Source organism: Peribacillus sp. CSMR9 (assembly GCF_033141925.1).
Lineage (GTDB): Bacteria > Bacillota > Bacilli > Bacillales > DSM-1321 > Peribacillus > Peribacillus simplex_A.
The window spans coordinates 36,424-59,813 of sequence record NZ_JAOPHO010000014.1 but is presented as its reverse complement, the minus strand read 5'-3'; the positions used below and the strand labels follow the sequence as shown (position 1 = coordinate 59,813).

At 41.4% G+C, this 23,390-nt stretch carries 23 protein-coding genes and 1 pseudogene; 1 reads left to right on the top strand and 23 read right to left on the bottom strand.

Going from position 1 to position 23,390, the window contains the following annotated elements; all coding sequences use genetic code 11:
• Positions 1-111: 111 nt before the first annotated feature.
• The 16 genes and pseudogenes from N9I19_RS09610 to N9I19_RS09535 all read right to left on the bottom strand — a co-directional run bounded on the left by N9I19_RS09610 (position 112) and on the right by N9I19_RS09535 (position 16,389).
• Positions 112-948 carry an alpha/beta fold hydrolase gene (locus N9I19_RS09610; RefSeq protein WP_317777644.1) on the bottom strand — a complete coding sequence of 279 codons (837 nt, stop codon included), beginning with the start codon at positions 946-948 and terminating at the stop codon, positions 112-114.
• A 283-nt stretch (positions 949-1,231) separates the two neighbouring features.
• The gene (locus N9I19_RS09605) at positions 1,232-1,807 is read right to left on the bottom strand and encodes a TetR/AcrR family transcriptional regulator (RefSeq protein ID WP_061462966.1); all 576 of its coding nucleotides are present in this window, start codon (positions 1,805-1,807) and stop codon (positions 1,232-1,234) included.
• Positions 1,808-2,272: 465 nt separating this feature from the next.
• Entirely contained in the window at positions 2,273-3,685 is a 1,413-nt protein-coding gene (gene lpdA / locus N9I19_RS09600; protein WP_317777643.1) for a dihydrolipoyl dehydrogenase, read from the bottom strand.
• A gap of 42 nt (positions 3,686-3,727) precedes the next feature.
• Positions 3,728-3,971, bottom strand: a pseudogene (locus tag N9I19_RS09595) (2-oxo acid dehydrogenase subunit E2); the annotation flags it as partial.
• Positions 3,972-5,166: 1,195 nt separating this feature from the next.
• Positions 5,167-6,528 carry an MFS transporter gene (locus N9I19_RS09590; RefSeq protein WP_317777642.1) on the bottom strand — a complete coding sequence of 454 codons (1,362 nt, stop codon included), beginning with the start codon at positions 6,526-6,528 and terminating at the stop codon, positions 5,167-5,169.
• Positions 6,529-6,547: 19 nt separating this feature from the next.
• The gene (locus N9I19_RS09585; RefSeq protein WP_089363071.1) at positions 6,548-7,321 is read right to left on the bottom strand and encodes a 2-keto-4-pentenoate hydratase; all 774 of its coding nucleotides are present in this window, start codon (positions 7,319-7,321) and stop codon (positions 6,548-6,550) included.
• Positions 7,318-8,337 carry a 4-hydroxy-2-oxovalerate aldolase gene (dmpG, locus tag N9I19_RS09580; RefSeq protein ID WP_411730423.1) on the bottom strand — a complete coding sequence of 340 codons (1,020 nt, stop codon included), beginning with the start codon at positions 8,335-8,337 and terminating at the stop codon, positions 7,318-7,320. The genes N9I19_RS09585 and dmpG overlap by 4 nt, the downstream gene beginning before the upstream one ends.
• A 34-nt stretch (positions 8,338-8,371) precedes the next feature.
• Positions 8,372-9,253: an acetaldehyde dehydrogenase (acetylating) gene (locus N9I19_RS09575; protein WP_317777640.1), complete on the bottom strand. Its 882-nt coding sequence runs from the start codon at positions 9,251-9,253 to the stop codon at positions 8,372-8,374.
• Positions 9,254-9,269: 16 nt separating this feature from the next.
• Positions 9,270-10,052, bottom strand: a complete 783-nt coding sequence (locus N9I19_RS09570) for a 2-keto-4-pentenoate hydratase (RefSeq protein WP_317777639.1) — start codon at positions 10,050-10,052, stop codon at positions 9,270-9,272.
• 17 nt (positions 10,053-10,069) lie between these two features.
• Positions 10,070-11,545, bottom strand: coding sequence for an aldehyde dehydrogenase (locus tag N9I19_RS09565; protein WP_125163039.1), 1,476 nt, complete (start codon positions 11,543-11,545; stop codon positions 10,070-10,072).
• A 41-nt stretch (positions 11,546-11,586) separates the two neighbouring features.
• The gene (locus N9I19_RS09560; protein ID WP_089363075.1) at positions 11,587-12,048 is read right to left on the bottom strand and encodes a RidA family protein; all 462 of its coding nucleotides are present in this window, start codon (positions 12,046-12,048) and stop codon (positions 11,587-11,589) included.
• A 10-nt stretch (positions 12,049-12,058) separates the two neighbouring features.
• Complete coding sequence (locus N9I19_RS09555; protein WP_317777637.1) at positions 12,059-13,057, bottom strand: amidohydrolase family protein; 999 nt, start codon at positions 13,055-13,057, stop codon at positions 12,059-12,061.
• Entirely contained in the window at positions 13,042-13,602 is a 561-nt protein-coding gene (locus N9I19_RS09550; RefSeq protein WP_061462956.1) for a 3-hydroxyanthranilate 3,4-dioxygenase, read from the bottom strand. The genes N9I19_RS09555 and N9I19_RS09550 overlap by 16 nt, the downstream gene beginning before the upstream one ends.
• Before the next feature lie 45 nt (positions 13,603-13,647).
• Positions 13,648-14,397, bottom strand: coding sequence for an IclR family transcriptional regulator (locus N9I19_RS09545; RefSeq protein ID WP_317777636.1), 750 nt, complete (start codon positions 14,395-14,397; stop codon positions 13,648-13,650).
• 31 nt (positions 14,398-14,428) lie between these two features.
• On the bottom strand, positions 14,429-15,910 hold the full coding sequence (locus N9I19_RS09540) for a 4-hydroxyphenylacetate 3-hydroxylase family protein (protein ID WP_061462954.1): 1,482 nt from the start codon (positions 15,908-15,910) through the stop codon (positions 14,429-14,431).
• An 11-nt stretch (positions 15,911-15,921) separates the two neighbouring features.
• The gene (locus N9I19_RS09535) at positions 15,922-16,389 is read right to left on the bottom strand and encodes a flavin reductase family protein (RefSeq protein ID WP_317777635.1); all 468 of its coding nucleotides are present in this window, start codon (positions 16,387-16,389) and stop codon (positions 15,922-15,924) included.
• A 342-nt stretch (positions 16,390-16,731) separates the two neighbouring features.
• On the opposite strand from N9I19_RS09535, the gene N9I19_RS09530 reads away from it, so the two are divergent.
• The gene (locus N9I19_RS09530) at positions 16,732-17,520 is read left to right on the top strand and encodes a protein kinase domain-containing protein (RefSeq protein WP_317777634.1); all 789 of its coding nucleotides are present in this window, start codon (positions 16,732-16,734) and stop codon (positions 17,518-17,520) included.
• On the opposite strand, the gene N9I19_RS09525 is transcribed toward N9I19_RS09530, so the two are convergent.
• The 7 genes from N9I19_RS09525 to N9I19_RS09495 form a co-directional block, all read right to left on the bottom strand.
• Positions 17,517-17,684, bottom strand: a complete 168-nt coding sequence (locus tag N9I19_RS09525) for a hypothetical protein (RefSeq protein WP_176431933.1) — start codon at positions 17,682-17,684, stop codon at positions 17,517-17,519. The two genes, N9I19_RS09530 and N9I19_RS09525, sit on opposite strands and share 4 nt — an antisense overlap.
• Before the next feature lie 375 nt (positions 17,685-18,059).
• Positions 18,060-18,332: an HU family DNA-binding protein gene (locus tag N9I19_RS09520; RefSeq protein ID WP_061462953.1), complete on the bottom strand. Its 273-nt coding sequence runs from the start codon at positions 18,330-18,332 to the stop codon at positions 18,060-18,062.
• 190 nt (positions 18,333-18,522) lie between these two features.
• On the bottom strand, positions 18,523-20,043 hold the full coding sequence (locus N9I19_RS09515; protein ID WP_061462952.1) for a cobyric acid synthase: 1,521 nt from the start codon (positions 20,041-20,043) through the stop codon (positions 18,523-18,525).
• Positions 20,044-20,055: 12 nt separating this feature from the next.
• Entirely contained in the window at positions 20,056-20,592 is a 537-nt protein-coding gene (locus tag N9I19_RS09510) for a cob(I)yrinic acid a,c-diamide adenosyltransferase (protein WP_125162129.1), read from the bottom strand.
• Positions 20,593-20,606: 14 nt separating this feature from the next.
• The gene (locus N9I19_RS09505; protein ID WP_061462950.1) at positions 20,607-21,170 is read right to left on the bottom strand and encodes a nitroreductase family protein; all 564 of its coding nucleotides are present in this window, start codon (positions 21,168-21,170) and stop codon (positions 20,607-20,609) included.
• Complete coding sequence (gene cobA / locus N9I19_RS09500; protein ID WP_284470938.1) at positions 21,149-21,958, bottom strand: uroporphyrinogen-III C-methyltransferase; 810 nt, start codon at positions 21,956-21,958, stop codon at positions 21,149-21,151. Before cobA ends, N9I19_RS09505 begins: the two co-directional genes overlap by 22 nt.
• A gap of 35 nt (positions 21,959-21,993) precedes the next feature.
• Complete coding sequence (locus N9I19_RS09495) at positions 21,994-23,388, bottom strand: cobyrinic acid a,c-diamide synthase CobB (protein ID WP_317777633.1); 1,395 nt, start codon at positions 23,386-23,388, stop codon at positions 21,994-21,996.
• Positions 23,389-23,390 lie beyond the last annotated feature (2 nt).

Here is a 23,390-nt window from a genome sequence, read left to right as displayed (position 1 = left end):
TCATTTTAAAATCACATTCTTTATTGTAAATATCACCAACTGTAAGAATCAGGATATTATAAGTTGGTGCCTCGATGTACAGAGAGGAAAAACTGACGATCTCACCTGAGACTATGCATCAAGAAATAGCTTCACATGTGCTGTAAACAGTTCAGGAAATTGGAACAGGTGCCCATGCCCGGAGTCCGGGTAAATGATAAGCTGTGCGTTAGGTAGTTGCTGAGCAAGAATGTAACTGTTTTCGGTAGGAACCATGATATCCTCAACACCGTTAGTTACAAGCACTGGTTGCTTAATCTTATGCAACCATTCATACGATTGGTCAGGTAACCGATCAGCCCACTGTTCTATCGCCTTCAATTGTGCGTCGCGTACCTGCAGCGAACTTTCAAATTTTTTCTGGGCAATAATACGCTTCAGTGAAGCACTTCCAGCCGCGCGACTAGTTTCGGTAGGATTATAAAAAAGGAACATGAATCTTTCGAAGGCGCCATTAGCATCTTCGCTAGCCATAGCCTCATTAACATCCTGCCGAAATTTATTAACGCCTGATTGTGGAGCGGTACCCGCCAATACTATGCGGCGAATTAAATTCGGATGTTGCAATACTAACTCCTGAGCTACGAACCCACCAATTGAGAAGCCAAGCACATCGACCTGTTGTAAACCAAGTGCTCTAATGAAGGACGCTGCATCTTTGGCCATTTCAGCTATAGTAGAAGGAGTTTCGCCACTGGTTTCACCTACACCGCTATTATCGAAAAGAATAATGGGTCTATCTTCAGCTAGAGCCCCAATAAGCTCGGGATCCCAGTTTTCCATTGTTCCTCGGAAGTGGATAAAGAACACCAGTGGAATACCAGCTTCTTTGCCAAACTTCCTATAGGCAAACCGAATTCCCTCCGCTTCGACATATCTTGTTGTACTTGGAATAGTAAATGTTGACATAATTTTTTCTCCTTTCGAACTAATCGTTCGGGTAGTTGTTGAAGCGAGACATCGCCTTACGCAATGATTAACTTGTTGATTACGCGAATAGTTCCCAGTTATGTTCATTACTAATGCGGCGAAATTATATGCTTCTAGTTATTATTTCATCACAATGTTGCACTTTGGATAAGCAAGCGTTAACGCACACGCTTGGCTTGTTGGCTTTTTGACAAGTGTGGGTGTCGTTGAAACACTTATAATTTAAGAATGACCGTTCTTAAATTATCAAAAAAAAGAAAACTTAATCCAAGACAGACAGTGTTATGTCGATAATGTTTTCCAGTTTTTGTTTGTCATCGGTGGTTTTCGCCAAGACGCGTAATCCCACTAATGAATTATGGATAAACTGGGAGAGCCTTTCCACAGCATGATGTTCGGATACTTCCCCCGATTTTTGACCACGCAACAATAGCTCATACAGCAGACTTTCTGTCTTGGTAAAACTCTCCACAACCTTTTCTGCTGCTTCTTCGTCATGCAAAGACAATTCAACTGCTGTATTCACTGTCAAGCATCCGATCTGTTGTTTTTCGTTTGTGTGGATCACCATCTCAAATAAACGCCTGATAGCCTTCTTGACCGAACCGAGCTGCTTTACTTGCGTGTCAATTTGGGTTTCTACTATCTCGTCATAGCGTTCCAATGCTTTCATGAACAACGTATGCTTGTCACCAAATGTATCATAGATACTTCTACGGTGAACGCCCATATGGTTCACCAAATCTTGCATGGATGTTTTTTCATAACCCTGCTGCCAGAAAAGCTCCATTGCTCTCCTTAATGCTTCTTTTTCATCAAATTCTTTACTTCTAGCCATGTAGTCCCACCTTAGAACGTATTATCTCTTACTTCTGAAAAGGTCTGAGAATCATTTGACGTACTTAGATCGCAACAATTTTATATCATCCCTCCCTCAATCAATTCTTCAGAATTAAAGAATGATCATTCTCATTTGGAAAGGGAAACAAAATTGTAGCTTGCTTTAAGCATATCAATTTAAGAACGATCAGTAAAGAATTATTAATGAGGGTGAAAAACATTAATTTCAAACTTGTTAGAACTTATTCATGCCGATGAAAGCAAAAAGCATCTTATTCCTCAAAATACGTATAACGCATTAAAAGTAATGGTTGGGAGTTCTTTATTGAACTCCCCTTCAATTCAAAAGTGATTTTACGACTGAGACCATATTTTAGTTATTCAAGAAAATGGCGCTTTTCTGGAGTACAGATTGCAAGTTTACTTTTGCTTATATTGATTAGTTCGGCACATAATCCATAAATTATTTAATGATATGAATTGGGGTTCCAAGTGCAACTTCGGCAGCTTCCATTGTCATTTCTCCAAGTGTGGGATGGGCATGGATTGTCAAAGCGATGTCTTCTGCTGTCAATCCTGTTTCAACAGCCAAAGCTAACTCCGAAATGAGATCTGAAGCATTTGCTCCGGCAACTTGCGCTCCGATAATAAGTCCATCTTCTTTACGAGTTACAAGCTTAACGAACCCTTCTGTGCTGTCAAGTGACAACGCACGTCCATTTCCCGCATATGGGAATTTTGCAGCTACTACTTCAATACCTTCATCTGTTGCTTGTTGTTCAGTATAACCTACAGTTGCAAGCTCAGGGTCTGAAAATACGACTGCTGGAATGCCTATATAATCAATTTCAGATGGATGTCCGGCAATCGCTTCAGCAGCAATTTTTGCTTCATAGAATGCCTTATGTGCTAATTGCGGACCTGGAACAACATCCCCGATTGCATAAATATTAGGAACATTCGTGCGGCATTGCTTATCGATTTCAATAAGTCCACGGCCAATCACTTTTACGCCTGTTTGTTCAAGACCTATTCCATCCGTATTCGGGCGGCGTCCAACCATTACAAACACATAATCAGCGTCTATTTTCTGTTCTTCGCCTTTTACCTCAAAGGTTACAGTGACGCCATTTTCTGTTTCTTCTACACCTTTTGCCATTGCTTTGGTATAAAATTCTACACCTTTTTTCTTCATACTCTTCGTAACAACGGCTGACATTTGTTTTTCAAAACCTACGCCTAAAATTTCATCTGCACCCTCTAAAATCGTTACTTGGGTACCAAAGTTTGCATAGGCACCGCCAAGTTCAATTCCGATAACACCGCCGCCAATAACAACGATTTTTTCAGGAATTTCATTTAAGCTGAGGGCACCAGTCGAATTTAGAACGCGTTTTGAATATTTAAATGTAGGCAACTCGATTGAACGCGATCCTGTTGCAATAATTGCATTTTTAAAGGTGTATGTTTGAGCATTTTTTTCGCCCATTACGCGTAATGAATTATTGCCTACAAAGAATGCTTCACCACGTACAATCTCAACTTTATTTCCTTTTAATAGTCCTTCGACACCGCCAGTTAACTTTTTCACTACACTAGCTTTCCACTCTTGTACTTTTGAAAAATCAACCTTTACATTCTCTGCTGTAATCCCAAATGCATCCGAATGCTTAGCTGTTTCATAGCGGTGACCAGCGGCAATTAATGCCTTTGAAGGTATACAGCCGACATTACAACATACACCGCCCAAATATTCCTTTTCAACAATTGTTACTTTTTGTCCCAGCTGGGCAGCACGAATTGCTGCTACATAACCCCCAGGACCTGCACCGATGACTATAGTATCTGTTTCAATTGGGAAATCTCCGACAACCATTACTTACGCCTCCATTAACAATAGTTTTGGGTCGTTTAATAATCACTTAATATGATTCATTGCATTCAGCGCTGTAGCTCCGTCGATCCTTCTGTGGTCAAACCTTAATGAAAGAGTAAGTACAGGCGCTATTAGTATCTAGAACAATTGGTTGCTAAGCAATACGGCCAACCCACGAATAGCTATTTCAGGATGGTGGTAATAACAGTTGTAAACCATTGTCAGTCAGCTGAACCAATGTCTGAAATCTTACTGATGCACCCCTCATTTCATTCGGTGCAAGTTTGCAAAAGCATATTCCATCGCAGCAGCTTTATCACATTAACCCACAAGTAGCATGCCCCCCCGATTTCGATATCTTCCAGAAAATCCCATTCCAATAACAACTCTGCCTTCTTCACACATCTACAACCTTAAAACCAAGCACTTTTGCAACTGGAGATTCAGGTATTTCACCCGTCATCATTTTCTTATAGAATATAACTCACTAAAAAAACCAAACGGTCTTTTTTTATCCAAAAAAAAGAATCAATAACTGAATTAGAAAAATCGCTTTTAATATGCCTTCTTTTTTTATTCCTGTCGCCTTCATTATTTCAGAGATAGAAGTGGATTATAGCCATTTGTGTTGAATAAAGACGATGATTGCTCAATAATAAATTTTTTCGTTCGTTCACCTTTATTCATCTTTTCTAAACTCCTTTTCTAAAAAAGAACAATCGGTCTTTTTTATTATTTAACATCATTAATACCGTTTATGTCAAGTATTGAACATGATAATAATTTAATGCACTTTTTGTTCTACGCTTAAATCAATTAGCGAGCCGCGTTCACCTTTTTTCATAATCTGGATAATCCGTCATTCCTTAAGGGATTCTATGTACCGAATCAAGTTGTTCTCGGCCAGAACGAATATAAGAGGTTAATCCAATTGGAGTGCTTTAATGAGAACTTCTGACTCCCACCAACCCTTTACATTCTTATCTCTTTAGTGATCTTTACGTCTAGAAAAGATAATCCTAAGGTTAAGCCTAAAGTTGTACCAAAATCATGAACGTCAATTTCTGATGTTCGAAAAATATAATTTAAAATATATGTCGCAGCACTAAAGAAAATAAGCAAAGTAATTATTTAAACGTCAAGTAGCTCCAAATACACGATAAAAACTGTGTTTTCGGGACTACTTTTTGTTGCTTCCCTTTTATCACATAATCACATAAAATAACCTCCACATATTTGTAAGGAGATTACCACATTTATTGCCCAGCAAATACTATAACAAAAGGGGTATTCATTTCGGAAAGTTTACTCATGAATTCAGTCGGTTTACTCGTGAATTTGACGATTTTACTCGTGAATTTGACGATTTTACTCGTGAATTCTTTTATTTTCTAAAAAATGGCCTATATGTCAGGGAACAGTCTGCATGACTGTCACCTGACATATAGGCAATCTACTACCAGAAGAAAGTATAATATTATTTATACATTCGATGTTGCTTTTAGTTTTATATTTTCCTCCATCTGTGGTTTATCATAGCTACCATAAATCTCTTTTACAACCAGTAACGCCAAGGCCGCCATTATGCTCGGAACTGTGAAGGCCATAAATGCATTTTGTGACGAATAGTTTGCAGCCAGCAATAAACCTATTAATGTAGGGGCAACAATCGCTCCAATTCTGCCAAACGCCAAGGCCCAACCTATCCCGGTGGTCCTTATCTCCTGTGGATAATACTCGGAAATATACGTATTGGCCAAATTCATCGTACCCACTGTACAGGCACCTCCAAAAGCGATTAAAATATATAATGCTACTACATTTGAGGTTAATCCTAATATTACAAAGCAGACCGTCCCAATGGCACAGAGGGATACAAGCACTCTTCTATGGCCCATTTTCCCAACTAAGTACCCTCCAATTATCGATCCGCCAATTTGCCCTATCCCCGATATAAGATTGAAAGATAAACTGGATGTAAGGCCGTATCCGGACTGCTGCATGATTTTTGGTAACCATGTATTGAGTCCGTATACCATAAGTAAACAATTAAAGGCAGCTACCCAAAACGCAAATGTACTAAGAGTACGCTTATCTTCAAAGAGTTTCTTGACTGGAAAGCCCTTTGCCCTTTCTTGGACTTTGGCAAACTCATAATCGTCCAAATCTTTATAGTCGCCCTCTGGATCAATGCGGTTCAGAATTCCGGCAAGCTTTACCCCTTCTTTTCGAATAGCATAATAGGAAAGGGATTCAGGAAATTGCTTCATGAAAAAAGGAAGTGCCAATAAGGGAAGCGCCCCAATCCAATACGAAACCCTCCAGCCCATTTGTTCCATCACATACATTCCAATTAGAGAGGCCAGTATGCTTCCTATGGAATATCCACAGTACATAGAGGTTACAATGAGCACCTTGTTCTTTTTGGGTGAGTATTCCGCCATTAAGGAGATAACGTTTGGCATTAATCCTCCCATTCCCAAGGCTGCTATAAATCGCATAATCGAGAAAAAGGCAGGATTTGGGGCAAAACTTGAAAGTAATGTAAAAACACTGAATATACAGATGCAAATGGCAAGCACTCTTTTTCTCCCCATTTTATCCGCCAGGGGTGCAAAAATAAGGGCTCCTACCATCATTCCGAACAATGAATAACTTGCTATTCCGCCAGCTTCCACTGGCGTCAAGTTCCATTCCTCCATCATCAAAGGCAAACCTACTCCATACATGGCTATATCAAATCCATCGAAGGTAATTGCGAACAAACACCACATAAAGACCATTAAATGAAAACGGCCAAATTTACTATTACCCACCACTTCTGAAGCATTTACTTCGCGCAATTAATTCCCTCCTCTTAGTTCACGTTATAACATGTAAAGTCAGTTTCCCTAATTCACCATAATCAGCTATAACTTCATCGTTTGCCTGTATGGGAATGGCATCTGTAATCCCGCCCACTAAAACAATCATTCCAGCCTGAATGGATAGTCCTTCACGGCTAATCATTTTTACAAGTTCCACAATCGAATGAATCGGATGATCCAGTACAGCTTCTCCAAGACCCTTCTTTTGTATTTCACCATTTTGATAAAGCCTAACTTCTGCTTGAGCCCAGTCCGTGTGATACGGTGAAAAAGCTTGATTGCTAAGCAAAATTTTAGCTGAGGATGCATTATCCGCTACTACATCTGTAAGTGTAAAGGAAAAATTTTTATAACGGCTGTCAATAACCTCTAAAGCTAGAAATACGCATTCTACAGCCGGCCAGACATCTTTCGCCGTTATATTTGCACCTTTCAGTTCTTCTTTGAATAAAAAAGCAAATTCGGGTTCCACTCTTGGATGAATGAATTCCCCTACTTTTAATACTGGTTTGGTTAGTTCCATGGCAGATGTCAACCTGCCATAGATCGCTTCTTCTACCCCTACTTGCTGTTGTTTGGCTTTGCTGGTCAAGCCCATCTTCCACCCTATGAATCTGTTATCACCAGTGATCGTCTCATTTATGCTCAACTTCTGAATTTCATATGCTTGATTTACTGTTAGTTCAGGATTGGATAATGTAAGCTTATCCATTTCACGGCCATTTTTTTGCGATTCGGCTACCCGTTTTGCTAGTTGAACTAGTTTCATTTTAAAGTCCCTTCCTTCTGCAGCGCCATTTGCTCAGCTACTTCAATTATCGTATCTTCCTGACCACCAACCACTTTTTGTCGACCCAGCTCCATCAAAATATCCCGGGCGTCCACTCCATACTTTTTCGCCGCTTTGTTTGCATGCAATAAAAAACTGGAGTAAACGCCACTATAACCCATGATTAAACTCGAGTCTGTTATTTCCTGGGGCTTTGGCATGATCGTATTTCCAACTTCCTCCGAAAGATCAAGCATTTTATATAAGTCAATATCAGTACGGATACCCAGCCTATCCAGCACGGCAACAAGCACTTCGGTCTGGGTATTACCAGCACCTGCACCGAGACAGCGAATGCTGCCATCGATCCTATTTGCCCCCTCTTCAATTGCCACAAGGGAATTTGCCACAGCAAGAGATAAATTATTGTGAGCATGAAACCCGATATCGATATTCAGTTTTGATTTTAATAACCTGATCCGCGTCTTGACTTCATTTGGCAAAAAAGATCCAGCGGAATCAACAACATACACAGCATCTGCTCCATAGGATTCCATTAAACTGGCTTGCTCAAGAAGTTTTTCCGGTGATGCCATGTGAGACATCATTAAAAACCCGATTGCTTCCATACCGAGATGTTTCGCAGCTTCCAGATGTTGCTTTGAGACATCCGCTTCCGTTACGTGCGTTGCAATCCGCGCCATTTTCGCCCCAACGTGAGCAGCTTCCCTTAATTGATCAATTGTCCCGATACCAGGAATTAAAAGCACTGAAATAACCGATTTTCCGGCAGCTTCAACAGCGGCTTCCACCAATTCAATATCATTTACTTTTGAAAATCCATATTGCAAGGATGATCCGCCTAGGCCATCTCCATGCGACACTTCAATATAAGGGACACCTGCAGCACTAAGTTTCCCAGTCATGTTCTTTACTTGATCGATTGTATATTGATGTGCCACTACATGGCTCCCATCCCGCAATGCAACTTCAGTCACCAATACATCTTTACGCAAATGAACCCCACCCTTACAGTTCCGATTTACTATTTCAAACATAATTTTCGAGTTTGCTTTTAGCGATTTCTTCCCCTACTTTTACAGCCGAGGCCGTCATTATATCCAAATTACCTGCATAAACGGGAAGAAAATCTCCTAAACCTTTCACTTCCAGGAGGACTGTTATTTGTTTTCCATCAATTATCGGCTCTGTTTTCAGACGGTAACCTGGAACATATCCAGAAACTTTTTCCGCCATCTTATTGATGGACGTTGTTATCTCTTCCACATCAAAGGAATCCGATTTAAGCAGACAATGAATGGTATCCCTCATAATGAGCGGCGGTTCGGCCGGATTCAGCAGAATGATAGCTTTTCCTTTTTTTGCTCCACCTACCTGTTCCAGGGCCCTTGCCGTCGTTTGGGTAAACTCATCAATATTAGCCCGAGTTCCGGGACCGGCACTCTTGCTGGAAATTGTCGCAATTATTTCGGCATATTCGACTTGGGCCACTTGACTGATTGCATGAACGATAGGGATTGTCGCCTGACCGCCGCATGTAATCATGTTAACAACCGCTTCATTCAAATTTTCTTTTAAATTCACGGAAGGAACGATAAACGGTCCGATCGCGGCAGGTGTCAAGTCTATCAGCTTCTTGTTCATCTTTTTCAAGGCTTCGCAGTGAAAAACATGCGCCTTCGCAGATGTGGCATCGAATAAAATGTCTGCAAGTTCAGTTTTTTCCAAAAATCCATCCATACCATTTTCAATGACATGATGTCCGTGCATCCTAGCCTTCTTCAAACCCTCTGATTCCTTGTCGATGCCAATCATTACCGACATTTCGAGAACATCCGACCGATGAATTTTCATCATTAAGTCCGTGCCGATATTCCCTGATCCAATAATGCCTACTTTTAGTTTTTTCAAGGCCGCTGGGCTCCTTTCACTCAAAATTAACCGAGACCTTTCCAAGTTTATCTCCAAAGTCAGCAGAAAAACGGTCACCTGGTTTCGCTTCGATTGCTGCGGATAATGCACCGGATAAAATGACTTCGCCCGCATTCAATGAACCTTTAAACCCATTTAGTTTATTTGCGAGCCAGGCTACGCACGTTGCTGGATTTCCAAGTACTGCATCACCTGTCCCTTGGTTCATGAATTCGCCATTTTTATATAGGCTCATTTGAATGGAAGGGAGGTCGATTTCACTCAAGTGAATTTTGCGATCTCCCAGAATATATAAGCCCGATGATGCATTATCCGCCACAGTGTCCTGGAGTTTAATCTTCCAGTCCATCACACGGCTATCAACGACTTCGATCGAAGCAACCACATAATCAGTGGCTTCGATTACATCATCAACCGTAATATTTGGACCGTGAAGATCCTTCTTTAAAATAAAAGCCACTTCTGCCTCCACTTTCGGTTGAATTAACCGGCATCTGGGAATATATCCGTTATTTTGCACTTTCATCCCATTAAGTAAATGTCCGTAATCTGGTTCATTTACTCCAAGAACCTGTTGCATAGCCTTTGAAGTCAAGCCTATTTTCTTACCTGATACTTCCAGACCGGACTGAATTTTGCTTCGAATGGTTTCAAGCTGAATTTGGTAGGCATCCTCCACATTCAAATCCGGAATTTCATTGGTGGGGGCCGAAATTCCTATTCCTGTTTTTTCCGCTTTCAAAAACCTGGCAGACCATTCTGTTAAACTAACGATCATGATGCTTCCCTCCTTCTTTATAATTTAATCGTGACGTTAGACAATTCACTGTAAAATTCGAAACTATGAGACCCACCTTCACGGCCGATGCCACTGTGCTTCATGCCCCCAAAAGGTGTGCGCAAATCACGTAAATACCAAGTATTCACCCAAATAATACCCGCTTCTATTTTAGAAGCGACACGATGCGCCCTCCTTAAATCATTGGTCCAAATCGTTGCCCCCAGTCCGTAATGAGTATCATTAGCGTGCTCTAGTACCTCTTCTTCCGTTTCGAAAGGCATGACCGTTACCACAGGACCAAAAATTTCTTCCCGTACGCAACGGGATTCACGCGTAACCCCGGCAATGATTGTCGGTTCAATGAAAAAACCTTTTTCAAACTGACCGGCTCTTCTTCCTCCAGTTAATATTTTCGCTCCTTCTTCTTTCGCCAGATCAATGTAACTCATCACTTTTTTATAATGTTCCTTTCCTATTACAGCTCCTACTTCCGTTTCGGAATCAAACGGATCCCCGACTTTCAATTTTTCTGTACGCACAACCATCTTTTTAAGGAATTCTTCATATAAACCTTGCTGAACGTAGATACGTGATCCACATAAACAAACTTCACCTTGGTTCATGAAGCTTGATTTCAATGTCGTTTCGATCACTTCATCGAGATTCGAGTCTGCAAACACAATATTCGGATTTTTCCCGCCCAGTTCAAAAGAGATTTTTTTCAACGTGGGCGCGGCAGCTTTCATGATCGCTGTTCCCGTTTTTGTTTCCCCAGTGAATGTTATCGCATCAACGTCAGGATGTTCGCTTAGAGCTGCTCCAGCTGAATTTACACCATATCCATGCACAAGGTTGACTACCCCGTCCGGAACTCCAGCTTCCTTACAAATTTCCATCAATTTTGTCGCTGTCATCGGGGTCAGTTCAGCTGGTTTCATAACCGCAGTATTGCCGGCTGCCAGACATGGTGCCAACTTCCATGTCAACAATAACAATGGTAAGTTCCAAGGATTAATCATACCTACCACCCCTACGGGTCGTCTAATCGAATAATGAAGGGCAATGTTGTTCTGATTGTAGGATTCATTACCAAGTGTGGTGATATAATCAGCAAAAAAGTGGAAATTGTGAGCTGCACGCTTGATGTCCATTTCTAGTGCAAGGCTATACGGTTTCCCTGTATCGAGGGTTTCCAACATGGTCAGTTCTTCTTTCTTTTCTAAAATGAGATCGCCGATTCGCCTTAGAACCGCAGAGCGTTCATTATCGGTAAAAGATTTCCAAGGACCTTTAAGCGCATGCCTTGCTGCAGAAACAGCTTGATTCACCTCCTCTTTTCCTCCTTCAGCAACCCATCCAAGTTTTTCTTCCGTTGCGGGATTGATATTGTCAAAAGTTTTAGATTGATTTGGATTCAGGAATTCCCCGTTAATAAAGTGCCGGCAATCTATTGATTTAACAGTATTTATACTATCTTTTGCTGCTTGCATGAAACATCCCTCTCTCTTTATTGAGATAATTGCAAAAGGTCTCAATCTTGTATTTCCACAATCATTTCAATTTCAATTGCAGTATTATTTGGAAGCTGGGCCATTCCCACCGCTGACCGAGCATGTCTTCCCCTCTCTCCAAACACGTTAACAAGCAGGTCTGATGCGCCATTCAAAACTTTAGGCTGTCCTGTGAAATTTTCAGCTGAATTAACCATGCCGAGAATTTTGACTATCTTCTTCACTCTGGATAGTTCGCCAAGCTCAGCCTTCAGCACCCGCAGAAGATTAATCATTGACTGCCTCGCTGCCTGATACCCTTCTTCTTCCGTCAGCTCTTTGCCAAGCTTGCCGTGAAAATCATCAACACCTTGTCCGGATGTGAAAATCAAATTTCCCACCCGTACGTGGCTGACGTAGTTGCCGACCGCTTCCCTTGGCATATCAAGCATGATTCCAAGTTCCTCAAGAACTTGTTCCGGTGCTTTAATCTGTTTTTCCATGCTTCTCCCCTCACGATTCCAAATTTAAAAACCTCAATGCATTTTTCCCAAGAAGATTCGCTTTCACTTCATCTGAAAGATTTAGAGCGTCATCAATTACTTTACCTGGAGGCTTTTCTCTTAATAAAAATGGATAGTCGGAACCCATCAGCACTTTCTTATAACCAAAACGTTCAACCAGATACTGAATATTCCGGATATCATAGTTCAGGGAATCGAAATAAAACTTTTGTGCATAATGGCTTGGCGGCATTGAGGTTTTTCTTAAATCAGGCCATACTTCCCATCCCTGATCAATCCGCGGTAAAATATATGGGAATGAGCCCCCGCCATGAGCAAAACATAGTTTCAGAGCCGGGAACTTTTCCATGACGCCACTCCATAAAATGCTTGCTGCCGCCAGTGCGGTTTCACTCGGCATCGCGATTGTATACATAAGGTTATGCCGTTCCGTTCGGTCTTTTGCCATTGTCTCCCAAGGGTGTATAAACAGTGGGACATTCCATTTTTCAGCCATTTGGAAGAATTCTAATAAAACAGGTGAATCTAGATTCTCTCCGTTTACGTTTGTACCAATCTCAATCCCCGCCAAACCAAGTTCAAATTTACAGCGTTCCATTTCGCCAATTGCCACTTTCAAATCCTGAAGCGGAACAGTCCCGAGACCGATGAACCTGTCAGGATGCCTGTTCACAGTCTCAGCAATAAAATCATTCTGGAATTGGGACATGTATAGCGCCTGGTCTATTGGCGCCCAGTATGAAAATGTCACTGGCACCGGTGACAGCACCTGCATATCGACTCCTTCGGCATCCATATCCTGAATGCGTTTTTCCGGGTCCCATACCTGGTCAGTCACTTTCCTGAACAGCTTCCCGCTTACCATAATATCCGCCCCGCATGAACATTTCTGCTCTAACACCGGCCAGCGTCCCTGACCAAATTTTCCGGTTAAGTCCGGCAGATCCAACGGCAGAATATGAGTATGAAAGTCTATTCGCATTTCCAAGCCTCAACGTTTTCTGACATAACATGACCACATTCATGACAAGTTCGAAGTTCCTTACTTCCGTTGAAAGCCTCAATGGCTTCTTTCACCTGAACCTCAATATTCGTCAATTGGATCGTAACTTTGTGCATCTCATGATTACATTTCCCACAGAACCAAACGAAATCTTCAAGCTCATCTATTGCACGCTTGCGCTCTATAACAATGCCGTAAGTATCCGATACCCTGTGAGGGGAATGGGGTACATCAGCTGGCAGCATGAACATTTCCCCCTCTTTCACCTCCACTACTTCACGCTCGCCGTTTTGGGTGATGCATTCTACATAGCAGGAGCCTTTTATCTGATAAAATAACTCGTCTGAAGGGTCAACATGAAAATCACGCCTGTAATTCGGGCCACCCAGAAGCATGACAATGAATTCGGAATCTTCCCAAAGTACTTTGTTATTAACCGGCGGCTTCAATAAATTTTTATTGTCTTCAATAACTTTCATTACATTTAATGATCTAGCCTGTAATTTTAAAGATTGAGCATATCCCTTCATAAATAAACTACCTCCCGTTTTCATTTTCATAATAATTGCGAGAATTCACACTAACGACATATAACCAACCTGTTTTGAAATCATTTGTGCCGATCGAATTACAGACTGAATAATATTCGTCTTCTCTCTCCCATTCATATAATTTCGATCTCCGACAAGGTTAAGTGCTGCAATAACTTGACCATTGTAGGATTTAATGGGGGCAGCAACCCCATATAACCCAAAATCATTTTCATCATCACTGATCGCAAATCCCTGTTTGCGGATGGCCTTTAATTCTTCATTCAATTGGTTAATGCAAGTAATCGTATTTGTTGAGTGCTTCAAAAGCCCTTTTGCAAGCGTAGGCTGAATAAAGGATGGGTTAAAAGCAAGTAATATTTTCCCGCTGCTCGTACAATACGCTGGTTTTCTTGCTCCTATATATGTGGTCATATGCTCAGCATGAGGGGACGACATTTTCATCACAAACCTGACTTCGCCTTCGTGAAACATTCCAATATGAGAATTCCCTCTAAATTGCAGGACAAGATTACTTAAAATAGGTCCTGCTTCATAATGAATATCCTGCTGATACATGACTTTACTGCTCCACTCAAGTAACTTCCACCCAAGCCGGTATTTTCGATCTTTGCCCTGGATCAGCATCCCTTCCTTACACATCGTTTTCACGAGATGATGTGATGAGCTTGGACTCATATTCAATTTTTCAGCAATTTCCTTATTTCCAAGTGAGGGTTCTTCATTAGTGAATAAATCAAGTATCTTTATTACCTTCTCAACGGACGAAATCATGACGCCCCCCCTCCCTATTCAACTATTAAAATTACTGGTTGATCGCATCGATGGCTACTTGTATCGGTTTGTTAAGCACTTCATCTACCATGGTGAAGTTTTTGTTTTTCTTATATTTATTATAAAAAATGGCTCTTTTCCGAACTGGATCACCCGTGTAATAGCGCTCGTATTGAAGGAGGCGCTGCCCGAATGCTTCCCCGCATAAATCCCAGGCAAGTTTAAACACCCTTACGCGTTCTTCCGCTGAAACTCCGCTTCGTCCTCCATAATATTTATCGATATCACAGCGCAATTCCGGATTATCAAAGTCCGCCCCTGTCGGTGACATCAACAGCCCGCCAGCTCCAATTGTCTGGATAACCTCTATGGCACGGGGATACATCTCTGGAAGGAAACCGCGAATCGATTCCAAGGCATCTGGATTTGGCCGGGCCTCACCGTAGTCATTAATCGTGTACTCATATTCCGCTACCCGAAGCAGTGAACGGATGACTTCGACGGATTGAACAAGTTCACCCAAATCACGTTGGACATGCAGGAATCCATCAACTCCGATAGAGTCTGCCACTTTACAAGCAACTTCAACGGCAAATGCCAGTTTAATATATCCACGGACACCTGATTGGTGTGCAGGCTGTTCAGCGATTCCTGTCATTGGATACAAGCGGTTTGCCGCCTCTACATTGTTGTATAAGAAGACGCGATTCCAAGGAACCAATACATCATTAAATACAAGCAGGGCATCCATTTCCTCATAGCGTGAGGCCAGTGGATGGTCAAACATCGAGCGTGTTCCGTCCTGCATTGGTTCCCGGCAAATTATGCGCAGTCCCGGCGTATCGATCGGCAGCGCAAATGCTACCGCATGACGCTCATCTCCTGGTGTGAATCCCGGGAAAGAATAGATAATTACTTCATCAGTAATGGGAGCCAGGGTTGCTAACATTTTTGCACCGCGGACAAGTATTCCTTCTTCTTTTTCCTCAACGGTCCCCAAGTGTGTATATGTTTCTTTTTGCTCATGAGATTCCTTACTTCGATCATTTTGAGGATTAATGATTGCATGCGTAAGGAATAAATCATTGTCACGAATATAGGTATAATAATCCTTGATGTTCTTAGACCAGTCTTTGTTGTATTTATCAAGAAACCAGGAATTATGCGCCATGGAAGTGACTACAACATTTAAAAAGTCAGGCGTTCTCCCCATAAGTCCATATGTCATCCTGGCATACACTTCAAATAACTTACTTCTTTTTTGCAGGTCATCCGAAGTCTTCGGGAATAAAAAAGCATTATTAACACGTTCTCCGGTTTCTTTACAAATGTGGGTGATTTCATCTTGATATTCCGGGTCATGTTGAATGTCATACAACTTCGCAATTTCTTGTATCGGCTGTTTAAAAATTGGTTCATTATAAATATCCTCAACCACTCTTCCACCAAGCCAGACTTCTGGCTTTCTGGATTTAATTCTATTAATATATTCTTCGCCGGTTTTAATGCCCATAAGAATCCCCCTTATTTTACGAGTTGTTTAGCAGACCCCATTTTCCCTTGATAAAAAGTAAGCGCTTCCAAATCTTCGAAATGTAATTCCTGGATTTCACCTATGAACAAAACATGATCACCCGCATCATATTCTTTCCATGGTTTGCATTCCATCCAGGCGACACTTCCTTTTATTTTTGGTGAAATCCCCTTGTTATCCCAGTCAATTTCAAGTGCTTCCCGTTTATTGCCCGCAAATTGCCATGCAATGGATTCTTGTTCATCCGACAAAATATTAATGGTAAATGCTCTATCTTTCATGCTATTGCAGGCTTTTGCTTCTTTATGAATTGACACTAAAGCAAGCGGGGGATCCAAGGAAACCGAAGTGAATGAATTCACAGTAATGCCATTTTGAACTTTCCCATCAAACCAGCTCACTATCGTAACTCCGGTTGGGAATTTACCAAAGCAATTTCTTAACTCGCGCCCATCCATCTTTTCACCTCCTACTCTTTGATTATGAATTCATTATATTAAACTTAAAAATTTAAAAAATCCAATAATTTCATAATATGAAATTACGAAAATTTTTTATTCTCAATAGTCATCTTTAATTTGTTCTTTTTTCATTGATAAGGAATTTATTTCCACAGATATATTGATCAACATTTTATTGAATATCGTGTAAAAGGACACTACCGAAGAAAAGACTTTCATTACCGCAATATCAAAAATCAATGGTACACTATCCATGATCATTCATATTCCCAGTTTAGTTATCATAATGGTCTTTTGAGTTTTCCACTCAAATATATGAAAGTGGTGAGGGAAGTTTCAATGTTGCGTACCATTCGAAAGATCTATCAATTTTTTGTGGATATACCTTTAAAAAAAGGCGTGGTTTTGAAAAACCGCTACGAAGTAACGGCTGTAATAGGAACAGGTAGCTACGGTATTATCTATCTTTGCATTGATTTAAAAACGAATGTGAATACCGTAATCAAACAGCTCCGGACAAGTAAACGCCGCAGCAAAAAAGAGCTTGAACAGTTTGAGAATGAAATTTCCATATTACGAATGTTAAACCATAAAGAAATGCCTAAATTTCACGAGAAATTTTCACAAGACGGAAATTATTATTTTGTGATGGATTTCATTGAAGGGGATAATTTGGAAGACCATATTTTTTTGAATCATATAACGTTCAATGAGAAAGAGTCTCTACTATTTCTTGGTGAGTTGGTCGAATTAGTATCTTATCTGCACAGCCATTATATTTTCCATCAAGATTTACGTATACCAAATATCTTACTTAAAGACAATCAGCCCATTTTGATAGACTTTGGTTTGTCTAAACGTGCCGTTTCGGCCGATCTCGCAAAAGAAGCCATTTTGCAGCTGAAAAGGCAGGATTTTTACGACTTGGGAGAAATACTCTTATATGTACTTTATACGACATACACTTCCAAAAATAAAATGGCTCTCCCTTGGACAGAAGAGCTTTCGTTGGAAAAAGATACCGTGCACATACTCAAAAGGTTATTAAGCATCCAAGAACCTTATTCTGATATCCAAGAAATCTCAATGGACCTGCATGCAGCATTAGAGACAAAGGAATTGAATTAGCTGCTACTGCCCCGCCCTTTTCTCTTGTAGCGGTCACTTCCACTCATGGGAGATCGTTTATACCCTCTGCTGCTGCTACTGCTGCCTCGGCGATAATGACCATGCCTTCGCTCACTGCTGCCTTGGGAAAGTTGTTTGATTTTTTTCATTATCTTCTTCAACATATTTATCACCTCTTTTATTTTGGTTTTAAAGCTTGTTATTCATTTAGCCTAACATAGCCTCAGTTTAAACCTTATTAATAAGTACTATAAATTCTTTTCATTTGTGTTACATTCCATGACTGTCTTCCTTTTTTTCATGGAGTGAGCTTATTTTCTTTCTTTGGTCAAATGATAAAGAAAGATTAAATAGCCATCATCATCCAAAATCACCACATTTTCAACACGATGGATTTATGCCAACTAATACGTTAAATCAAGCGCTTTTATACATCCTATAATCCATAACTTGTCACCAACCCTATTTGGAATGAAAATCAGGCAGTAAACAAAAAACCTGGCGAACATTGATCGCCAGGTTTTTCTTTGTTCATTTTTTTATTTTACAGCTTCTTTTAATTCCTTACCTGCTTTAAAAGCGGGTACTTTGCTAGCTGCAATTTGTATTTCTTCACCTGTTTGTGGGTTTCTTCCTGTACGAGCTGCACGGTCGCGCACTTCAAATGTACCAAAACCAACTAGTTGGATCTTTTCTTCTTTAGCAAGTGTAGTCGTGATTGTTTCAAACAATGCATCCACTACTTTTTTTGCGTCGTCTTTTGTTAGTTCAGCTTGTGCTGCCACACTACTCACTAATTCTGTTTTATTCATATGAACACCTCATCCTTTTATATTCTTAAAGTATGTAGAGAAGACAACATAACATATCTTATATACGTCTGTCACTTAATATGGCTAATTAAAAGGAAGTTTACCCTTATACCAATGTGTTTCCAGTCCATTTCATATAGGTTAAAAGGCTTTGATCAACAGGATAAAATGATTTTGCCGAGACCATTTTTCAGCTTTCCGTGGTTTCAAGCTGCAGCCATTGATAGATGGTTTCCATATCAATGTTTTCTTCTAAATGGGAAGCCAAAAGATTATATGCTTCTTCCCTTCGCTCTGAGTCGCTTCGAACGTTTTCCTTCACTTCCTCCAACCCCTTGTTCCGTCGAATTTGGTTAACTAGTAATCTAGTGAACAAGCGATTATGGAAAATCCCATGAAGATATGTTCCCATTACCTTATTGTCAGTGGAAATGGCTCCATCTTCTCTTCCATCCTTCAATAAAAGAAAAGGTCTTACTTGTGGCTTCAATGTCGTTCTGCCTAAATGTATTTCGAAACCGTTAAGATTCATTTCACCTTCCATTATCATCCCATCAGAAAGGACACCTTCCATTTGTACCGTTTTCTTTTCTGCTTGAAATACGGTTTCCACTGGAAGAAGCGAAAGCCCTTCTGCATTCTCACCGTTACCTTCTACTGCATCAGGATCGAAAAGTTTAGTCCCTAGCATTTGAAAACCGCCGCATATACCAAAGATCACCGTTCCTTGTTCGCGCAGTTCATTGATGGCCCCATCCAAGCCTACACTTTTCATCCACTCTAAATCTTCCATCGTGTTTTTCGTACCCGGCAAAATAAGAAGGTCGGGATTTCCTAACTCATGGACACTTCCTACTAGCCGGACACCCACTCCGGGTTCATCAAAAAAAGGATCCACATCTGTAAAATTGGAGATCCGCGGAAATCTCAAGACGGCAACATCGATCGGAAACTCAGCCTTTTTAGGCTTTTTAAAACGTAAAGAAGAGAGTGCCAGTGAATCTTCCGCTTCGATATTTACGTCTAAATAGGGAAGCACTCCGAGAACCGGAATCCCGGTTTCCTTTTCCACCCAATCAATGCCATCGTCCAACAGTTCACGCATGCCACGAAATTTATTGATGATGATCCCCTTTACACAATCGCGTTCATCTTTGTCCAATAAGGCAAGTGTCCCGATGATGGAAGCAAATACGCCACCACGGTCAATATCTGCCACTAAAATGACAGCCGCATCCGCGAGTTTGGCCATTCGCATATTCGCAATATCCCGGTCCTTAAGGTTAATTTCAGCTGGACTTCCTGCGCCTTCCAGTACGATGATGTCATATTCATCTTGAAGTTTTTCTACCGATTTACGGATGATGGGCATGGCTTCTTGGACAAAATGATTCCGATAGCTTTTTGCATTCATATCAAGAAAATGCTTTCCGTGCACGATGACTTCCGAAACCATATCCTTCTTCGGCTTCAGTAATATCGGATTCATATCAGTTGTTGCCGTGATTCGTGCTGCCTCCGCCTGTACTCCCTGGGCCCGTCCGATTTCACCGCCATCCAAGGTTACATAAGAATTCAATGCCATGTTTTGTGATTTGAATGGGACGACACGTAATCCTTTATTGGAAAATACCCTGCAAAATGCCGTGCAAATCAAACTTTTCCCTACATCAGATGACGTCCCTTGTATCATGATGGACCGTGCCTTCATTCCGCTCACCCCCTAAAACTCTAATCCTTTGACAGCTCCGATACCCTCGTCATAATAATGCTTGGTCGCCTCAATGGATGAAACCAAATCCGCCATTTCCATAAGCTCTGGCTTGGCATCCCTACCGGTAATGACAATATGCATATGAGCGGGACGATTACGAATCGCCTCGATGATTTCAGCCAATGGCAAGACATCTTCAATAGGGAATTTGGATATGGCTAACGCATTGTTCAACTCATCCAAAACGAGTAAATCAATGTCAGGATCACTAAGGGCCTGTTTCGCCTTTTCCCAAGCTAACGATAATGCGCTTCGATGCTCATCTGGTGTTTTGGTCCAGGTAAAACCAATACCAAGCTGTTCCATTTCAACGCCTAATTTTTTTAAAGCCAACGCTTCTCCATATGTACGCTCTGGAGATTTTATGAACTGAAGGAATTTGACATTCATTCCTCTGCCGATTGCCCGTAAAGTCACCCCTAATGAGGCAGTCGTCTTCCCTTTCCCATTTCCCGTATAAATAAGCATTAATCCTCTGCGTGCCACTCGCTCACCTACCTTCATAACCAAACTGTTTTTTCTATGTATGAAGTCCTTTGAGTAGCAGGAATTGGTTGATCACCTTTTGGATATCCGACAAAAATGGTGCCGATCACTTTTTTGTTTTCCGGTGAACCGATAAACCCGTGAAGTCGTTCATCCCTGACAAGACCCACTCCTCTAGTACGCCAAACGAATCCAAGACCCAGTTCTTTTGCGGCAAGCCACATCGAATGGACGGCACAACAAGAGGCAAATACATTATCTTCGGATGAATCTGGATCATCAGGCAAAATATCAGAAGTCACGACGATGATAAGCGGTGTCGTCTTAACAACTTCCAGTGAACTGTCAATCAATTTTGGTTTGGTCGGGAAGCGTTCATGTAAATACTTTTCTGCCAATCTTTCATAACGGTGCTTCGCTTCACCCTTGATTACATAAAAGCCCCAAGGTTCACGTAATCGGTCGTTAGGGGCATAGGTAGCCGCTTCCAATAACATCCTGATTTTTTCATCTTCCACTTCTTTATCTTCGTAGTTCCTTATTGCCCTGCGTTCCTTCAATTCCTGAATGATGGACATTCCGACTCATTCCCTTCTATAATGGATTCTGATTCAATCACTCTTTCAAACCATTGGATTTTTTCTCTTAATTGGACGACATCGCCTACTAGGAAGATTGACGGATTTTGAATTTTTTCTTTTATAGCAAGCAAAGGAATCGAACTCAACGTACCGGTGATCGTCCTTTGTTTATCTGTCGTGCCCCATTCAATGACAGCCACTGGCGTTTTACCGTCCCTGCCATGCTCCATCAATTTTTCACATATAAACGGCATATTACCTATCCCCATATAAAAAGCGATGGTATCGATGCCTTGAGCCAATGCCTGCCAATTCAGGTTATCCTGTCCCTTGTAATCACGGCCATGTCCTGTCACAATCGCATAACTTGATGCATGTTCACGGTGGGTAACCGGGATGCCCGCATAAGCCGGAGCCGCGATACCCGCTGTGATTCCCGGGACGATATCATATTCAATTCCGTTAGCAGCCAGTATCTCAGCTTCCTCACCGCCCCGACCGAAGACAAATGGATCTCCGCCCTTTAGTCGGGTGACATTTTTCCCCTGTAAGGCTTTTTCCACAAGAAGTTCATGAATTTCATTTTGAATGAGATGATGTTTCCCTGGTGATTTCCCGCAATACACCAGTTCTGCATTTTCTTTTGCATAGGTTAATAGTTCTGGATTGACAAGCCTGTCATACGCGATGACATCCGCCTTTTGGATACATTCCAGTCCATATACCGTAATCAGTTTCGGATCTCCGGGACCCGCACCGACCAGATGTACTTTTCCCGGTTTCATGCTCGTGCCTCCTCTTAATCTTCAAAAAATACCTTTTACTTGATGATAGTTTCCTGGGTAGATCTGTTTTTTTGTTTTAAGCAAGCATCGATCCAGTTCTTTGCAAGTTTTGGATTGGAAGCAAAATGAAAGTGGGTATACCCGGCAACAAGGTTACCTAATACACACCCTTCTTGTTTCGAACCGAATCTGCCTTTGGCTTCATAAGCATGTGTAAGATCACCATCTGCTTCAAATGTCGAATAGTGGAACTCATGACCTTTTGCCTGCTCAATTTCATTGATCAAAAAATTGCTTTGTGTTCCTGTAATTTCACGATATCCAAGTGCTGCAAGTTTTTTCTGCATCTTAATCCTGCCTGGTATTATCCCTGCCATCTGGTGCGTTTCTCCGGAAGTTGTTTCAATTGATTTGCTCAAAAACATGAAACCACCACATTCCGCTAAAGTCGGCAACCCCTTTTCAATAGAGCTTCGGATGGATTTAATAGTACCCAAATGACCAGAAAGTTCGGCTGCAAATTCCTCTGGAAAACCGCCTCCAAGGTATAAACCATCAGCATCCAATGGAACTTCTTCCCCTTTTAATGGAGAAAAATACTTGATGTTTGCCCCATTCGCTTCAAGCAACTCAAGGTTTTCCTGATAATAAAAATTAAAGGCCGCATCTTTTGCGACGGCAATGCACACGCCTTTTTTATTTTGGTGCTGAAATATATTTGAATTCCCACTGGAAACGGCGCTAGTCATGGACAAACGGTACAACTGATCGATATCAATCGTTTCCATGACTAAGTGTGCAAGCTTATCGAAAAACGGGTCAAGTTCCCCGCGCTCAATAGCAGGAATTAAGCCCAAATGACGGCTAGGAATATCAATATCCAATTCCCGCTTCATATATCCCAGCACCGGAACATCGCATTCTTGCTCGATGGCCGCTTTGACAATTTGGTAATGCCCTACACTTCCCACTTGATTGGCAATTACTCCAATGATGTTCGGACCGGTTGAAAAGTCCTGAAACCCTTTTACAATGGCTGCGGCACTTCGCGCCATGCTGGCACAGTTGACTACCAACAAGACAGGGCTTTGGGTGATCATGCTGATTTCAGCCGTCGATCCTGTATTGGCTAAAGGACTTTTGCCATCGAAAAAGCCCATGACTCCTTCGATGATCGAGATATCAGCTCCGTTACTTGCTTTGTTAAGAATTTCTCGGACGGTATCGTGTTCAAACATCCAACTGTCAAGATTGCGTGAAATTCGTCCTGTAACTGCGGTATGATAGGTTGGATCAATATAGTCAGGACCACATTTGAACCCTTGAACGGTATAGCCTTTCTTCTGGAGGGCTGCCATGATTCCGATGGTCAATGTCGTTTTCCCGACACCGCTTCCAGTACCTGCAATCACCAATCTTCTATCGTTCATTT

What these genes read in the sequence shown, in the direction of transcription:
- N9I19_RS09610 (WP_317777644.1), bottom strand. Translation starts at nt 948, where the DNA reads ATGTCAACATTTACTATTCCAAGTACAACAAGATATGTCGAAGCGGAG.
- N9I19_RS09605 (WP_061462966.1), bottom strand. Translation starts at nt 1,807, where the DNA reads ATGGCTAGAAGTAAAGAATTTGATGAAAAAGAAGCATTAAGGAGAGCA.
- lpdA (WP_317777643.1), bottom strand. Translation starts at nt 3,685, where the DNA reads ATGGTTGTCGGAGATTTCCCAATTGAAACAGATACTATAGTCATCGGT.
- N9I19_RS09585 (WP_089363071.1), bottom strand. Translation starts at nt 7,321, where the DNA reads ATGAAACTAGTTCAACTAGCAAAACGGGTAGCCGAATCGCAAAAAAAT.
- N9I19_RS09570 (WP_317777639.1), bottom strand. Translation starts at nt 10,052, where the DNA reads ATGATCGTTAGTTTAACAGAATGGTCTGCCAGGTTTTTGAAAGCGGAA.
- N9I19_RS09565 (WP_125163039.1), bottom strand. Translation starts at nt 11,545, where the DNA reads ATGCAAGCAGCAAAAGATAGTATAAATACTGTTAAATCAATAGATTGC.
- N9I19_RS09560 (WP_089363075.1), bottom strand. Translation starts at nt 12,048, where the DNA reads ATGGAAAAACAGATTAAAGCACCGGAACAAGTTCTTGAGGAACTTGGA.
- N9I19_RS09550 (WP_061462956.1), bottom strand. Translation starts at nt 13,602, where the DNA reads ATGAAGGGATATGCTCAATCTTTAAAATTACAGGCTAGATCATTAAAT.
- N9I19_RS09545 (WP_317777636.1), bottom strand. Translation starts at nt 14,397, where the DNA reads ATGATTTCGTCCGTTGAGAAGGTAATAAAGATACTTGATTTATTCACT.
- N9I19_RS09540 (WP_061462954.1), bottom strand. Translation starts at nt 15,910, where the DNA reads ATGGGCATTAAAACCGGCGAAGAATATATTAATAGAATTAAATCCAGA.
- N9I19_RS09535 (WP_317777635.1), bottom strand. Translation starts at nt 16,389, where the DNA reads ATGGATGGGCGCGAGTTAAGAAATTGCTTTGGTAAATTCCCAACCGGA.
- N9I19_RS09530 (WP_317777634.1), top strand. Translation starts at nt 16,732, where the DNA reads ATGTTGCGTACCATTCGAAAGATCTATCAATTTTTTGTGGATATACCT.
- N9I19_RS09525 (WP_176431933.1), bottom strand. Translation starts at nt 17,684, where the DNA reads ATGTTGAAGAAGATAATGAAAAAAATCAAACAACTTTCCCAAGGCAGC.
- N9I19_RS09520 (WP_061462953.1), bottom strand. Translation starts at nt 18,332, where the DNA reads ATGAATAAAACAGAATTAGTGAGTAGTGTGGCAGCACAAGCTGAACTA.
- N9I19_RS09515 (WP_061462952.1), bottom strand. Translation starts at nt 20,043, where the DNA reads ATGAAGGCACGGTCCATCATGATACAAGGGACGTCATCTGATGTAGGG.
- N9I19_RS09505 (WP_061462950.1), bottom strand. Translation starts at nt 21,170, where the DNA reads ATGTCCATCATTCAGGAATTGAAGGAACGCAGGGCAATAAGGAACTAC.
- cobA (WP_284470938.1), bottom strand. Translation starts at nt 21,958, where the DNA reads ATGAAACCGGGAAAAGTACATCTGGTCGGTGCGGGTCCCGGAGATCCG.
- N9I19_RS09495 (WP_317777633.1), bottom strand. Translation starts at nt 23,388, where the DNA reads ATGAACGATAGAAGATTGGTGATTGCAGGTACTGGAAGCGGTGTCGGG.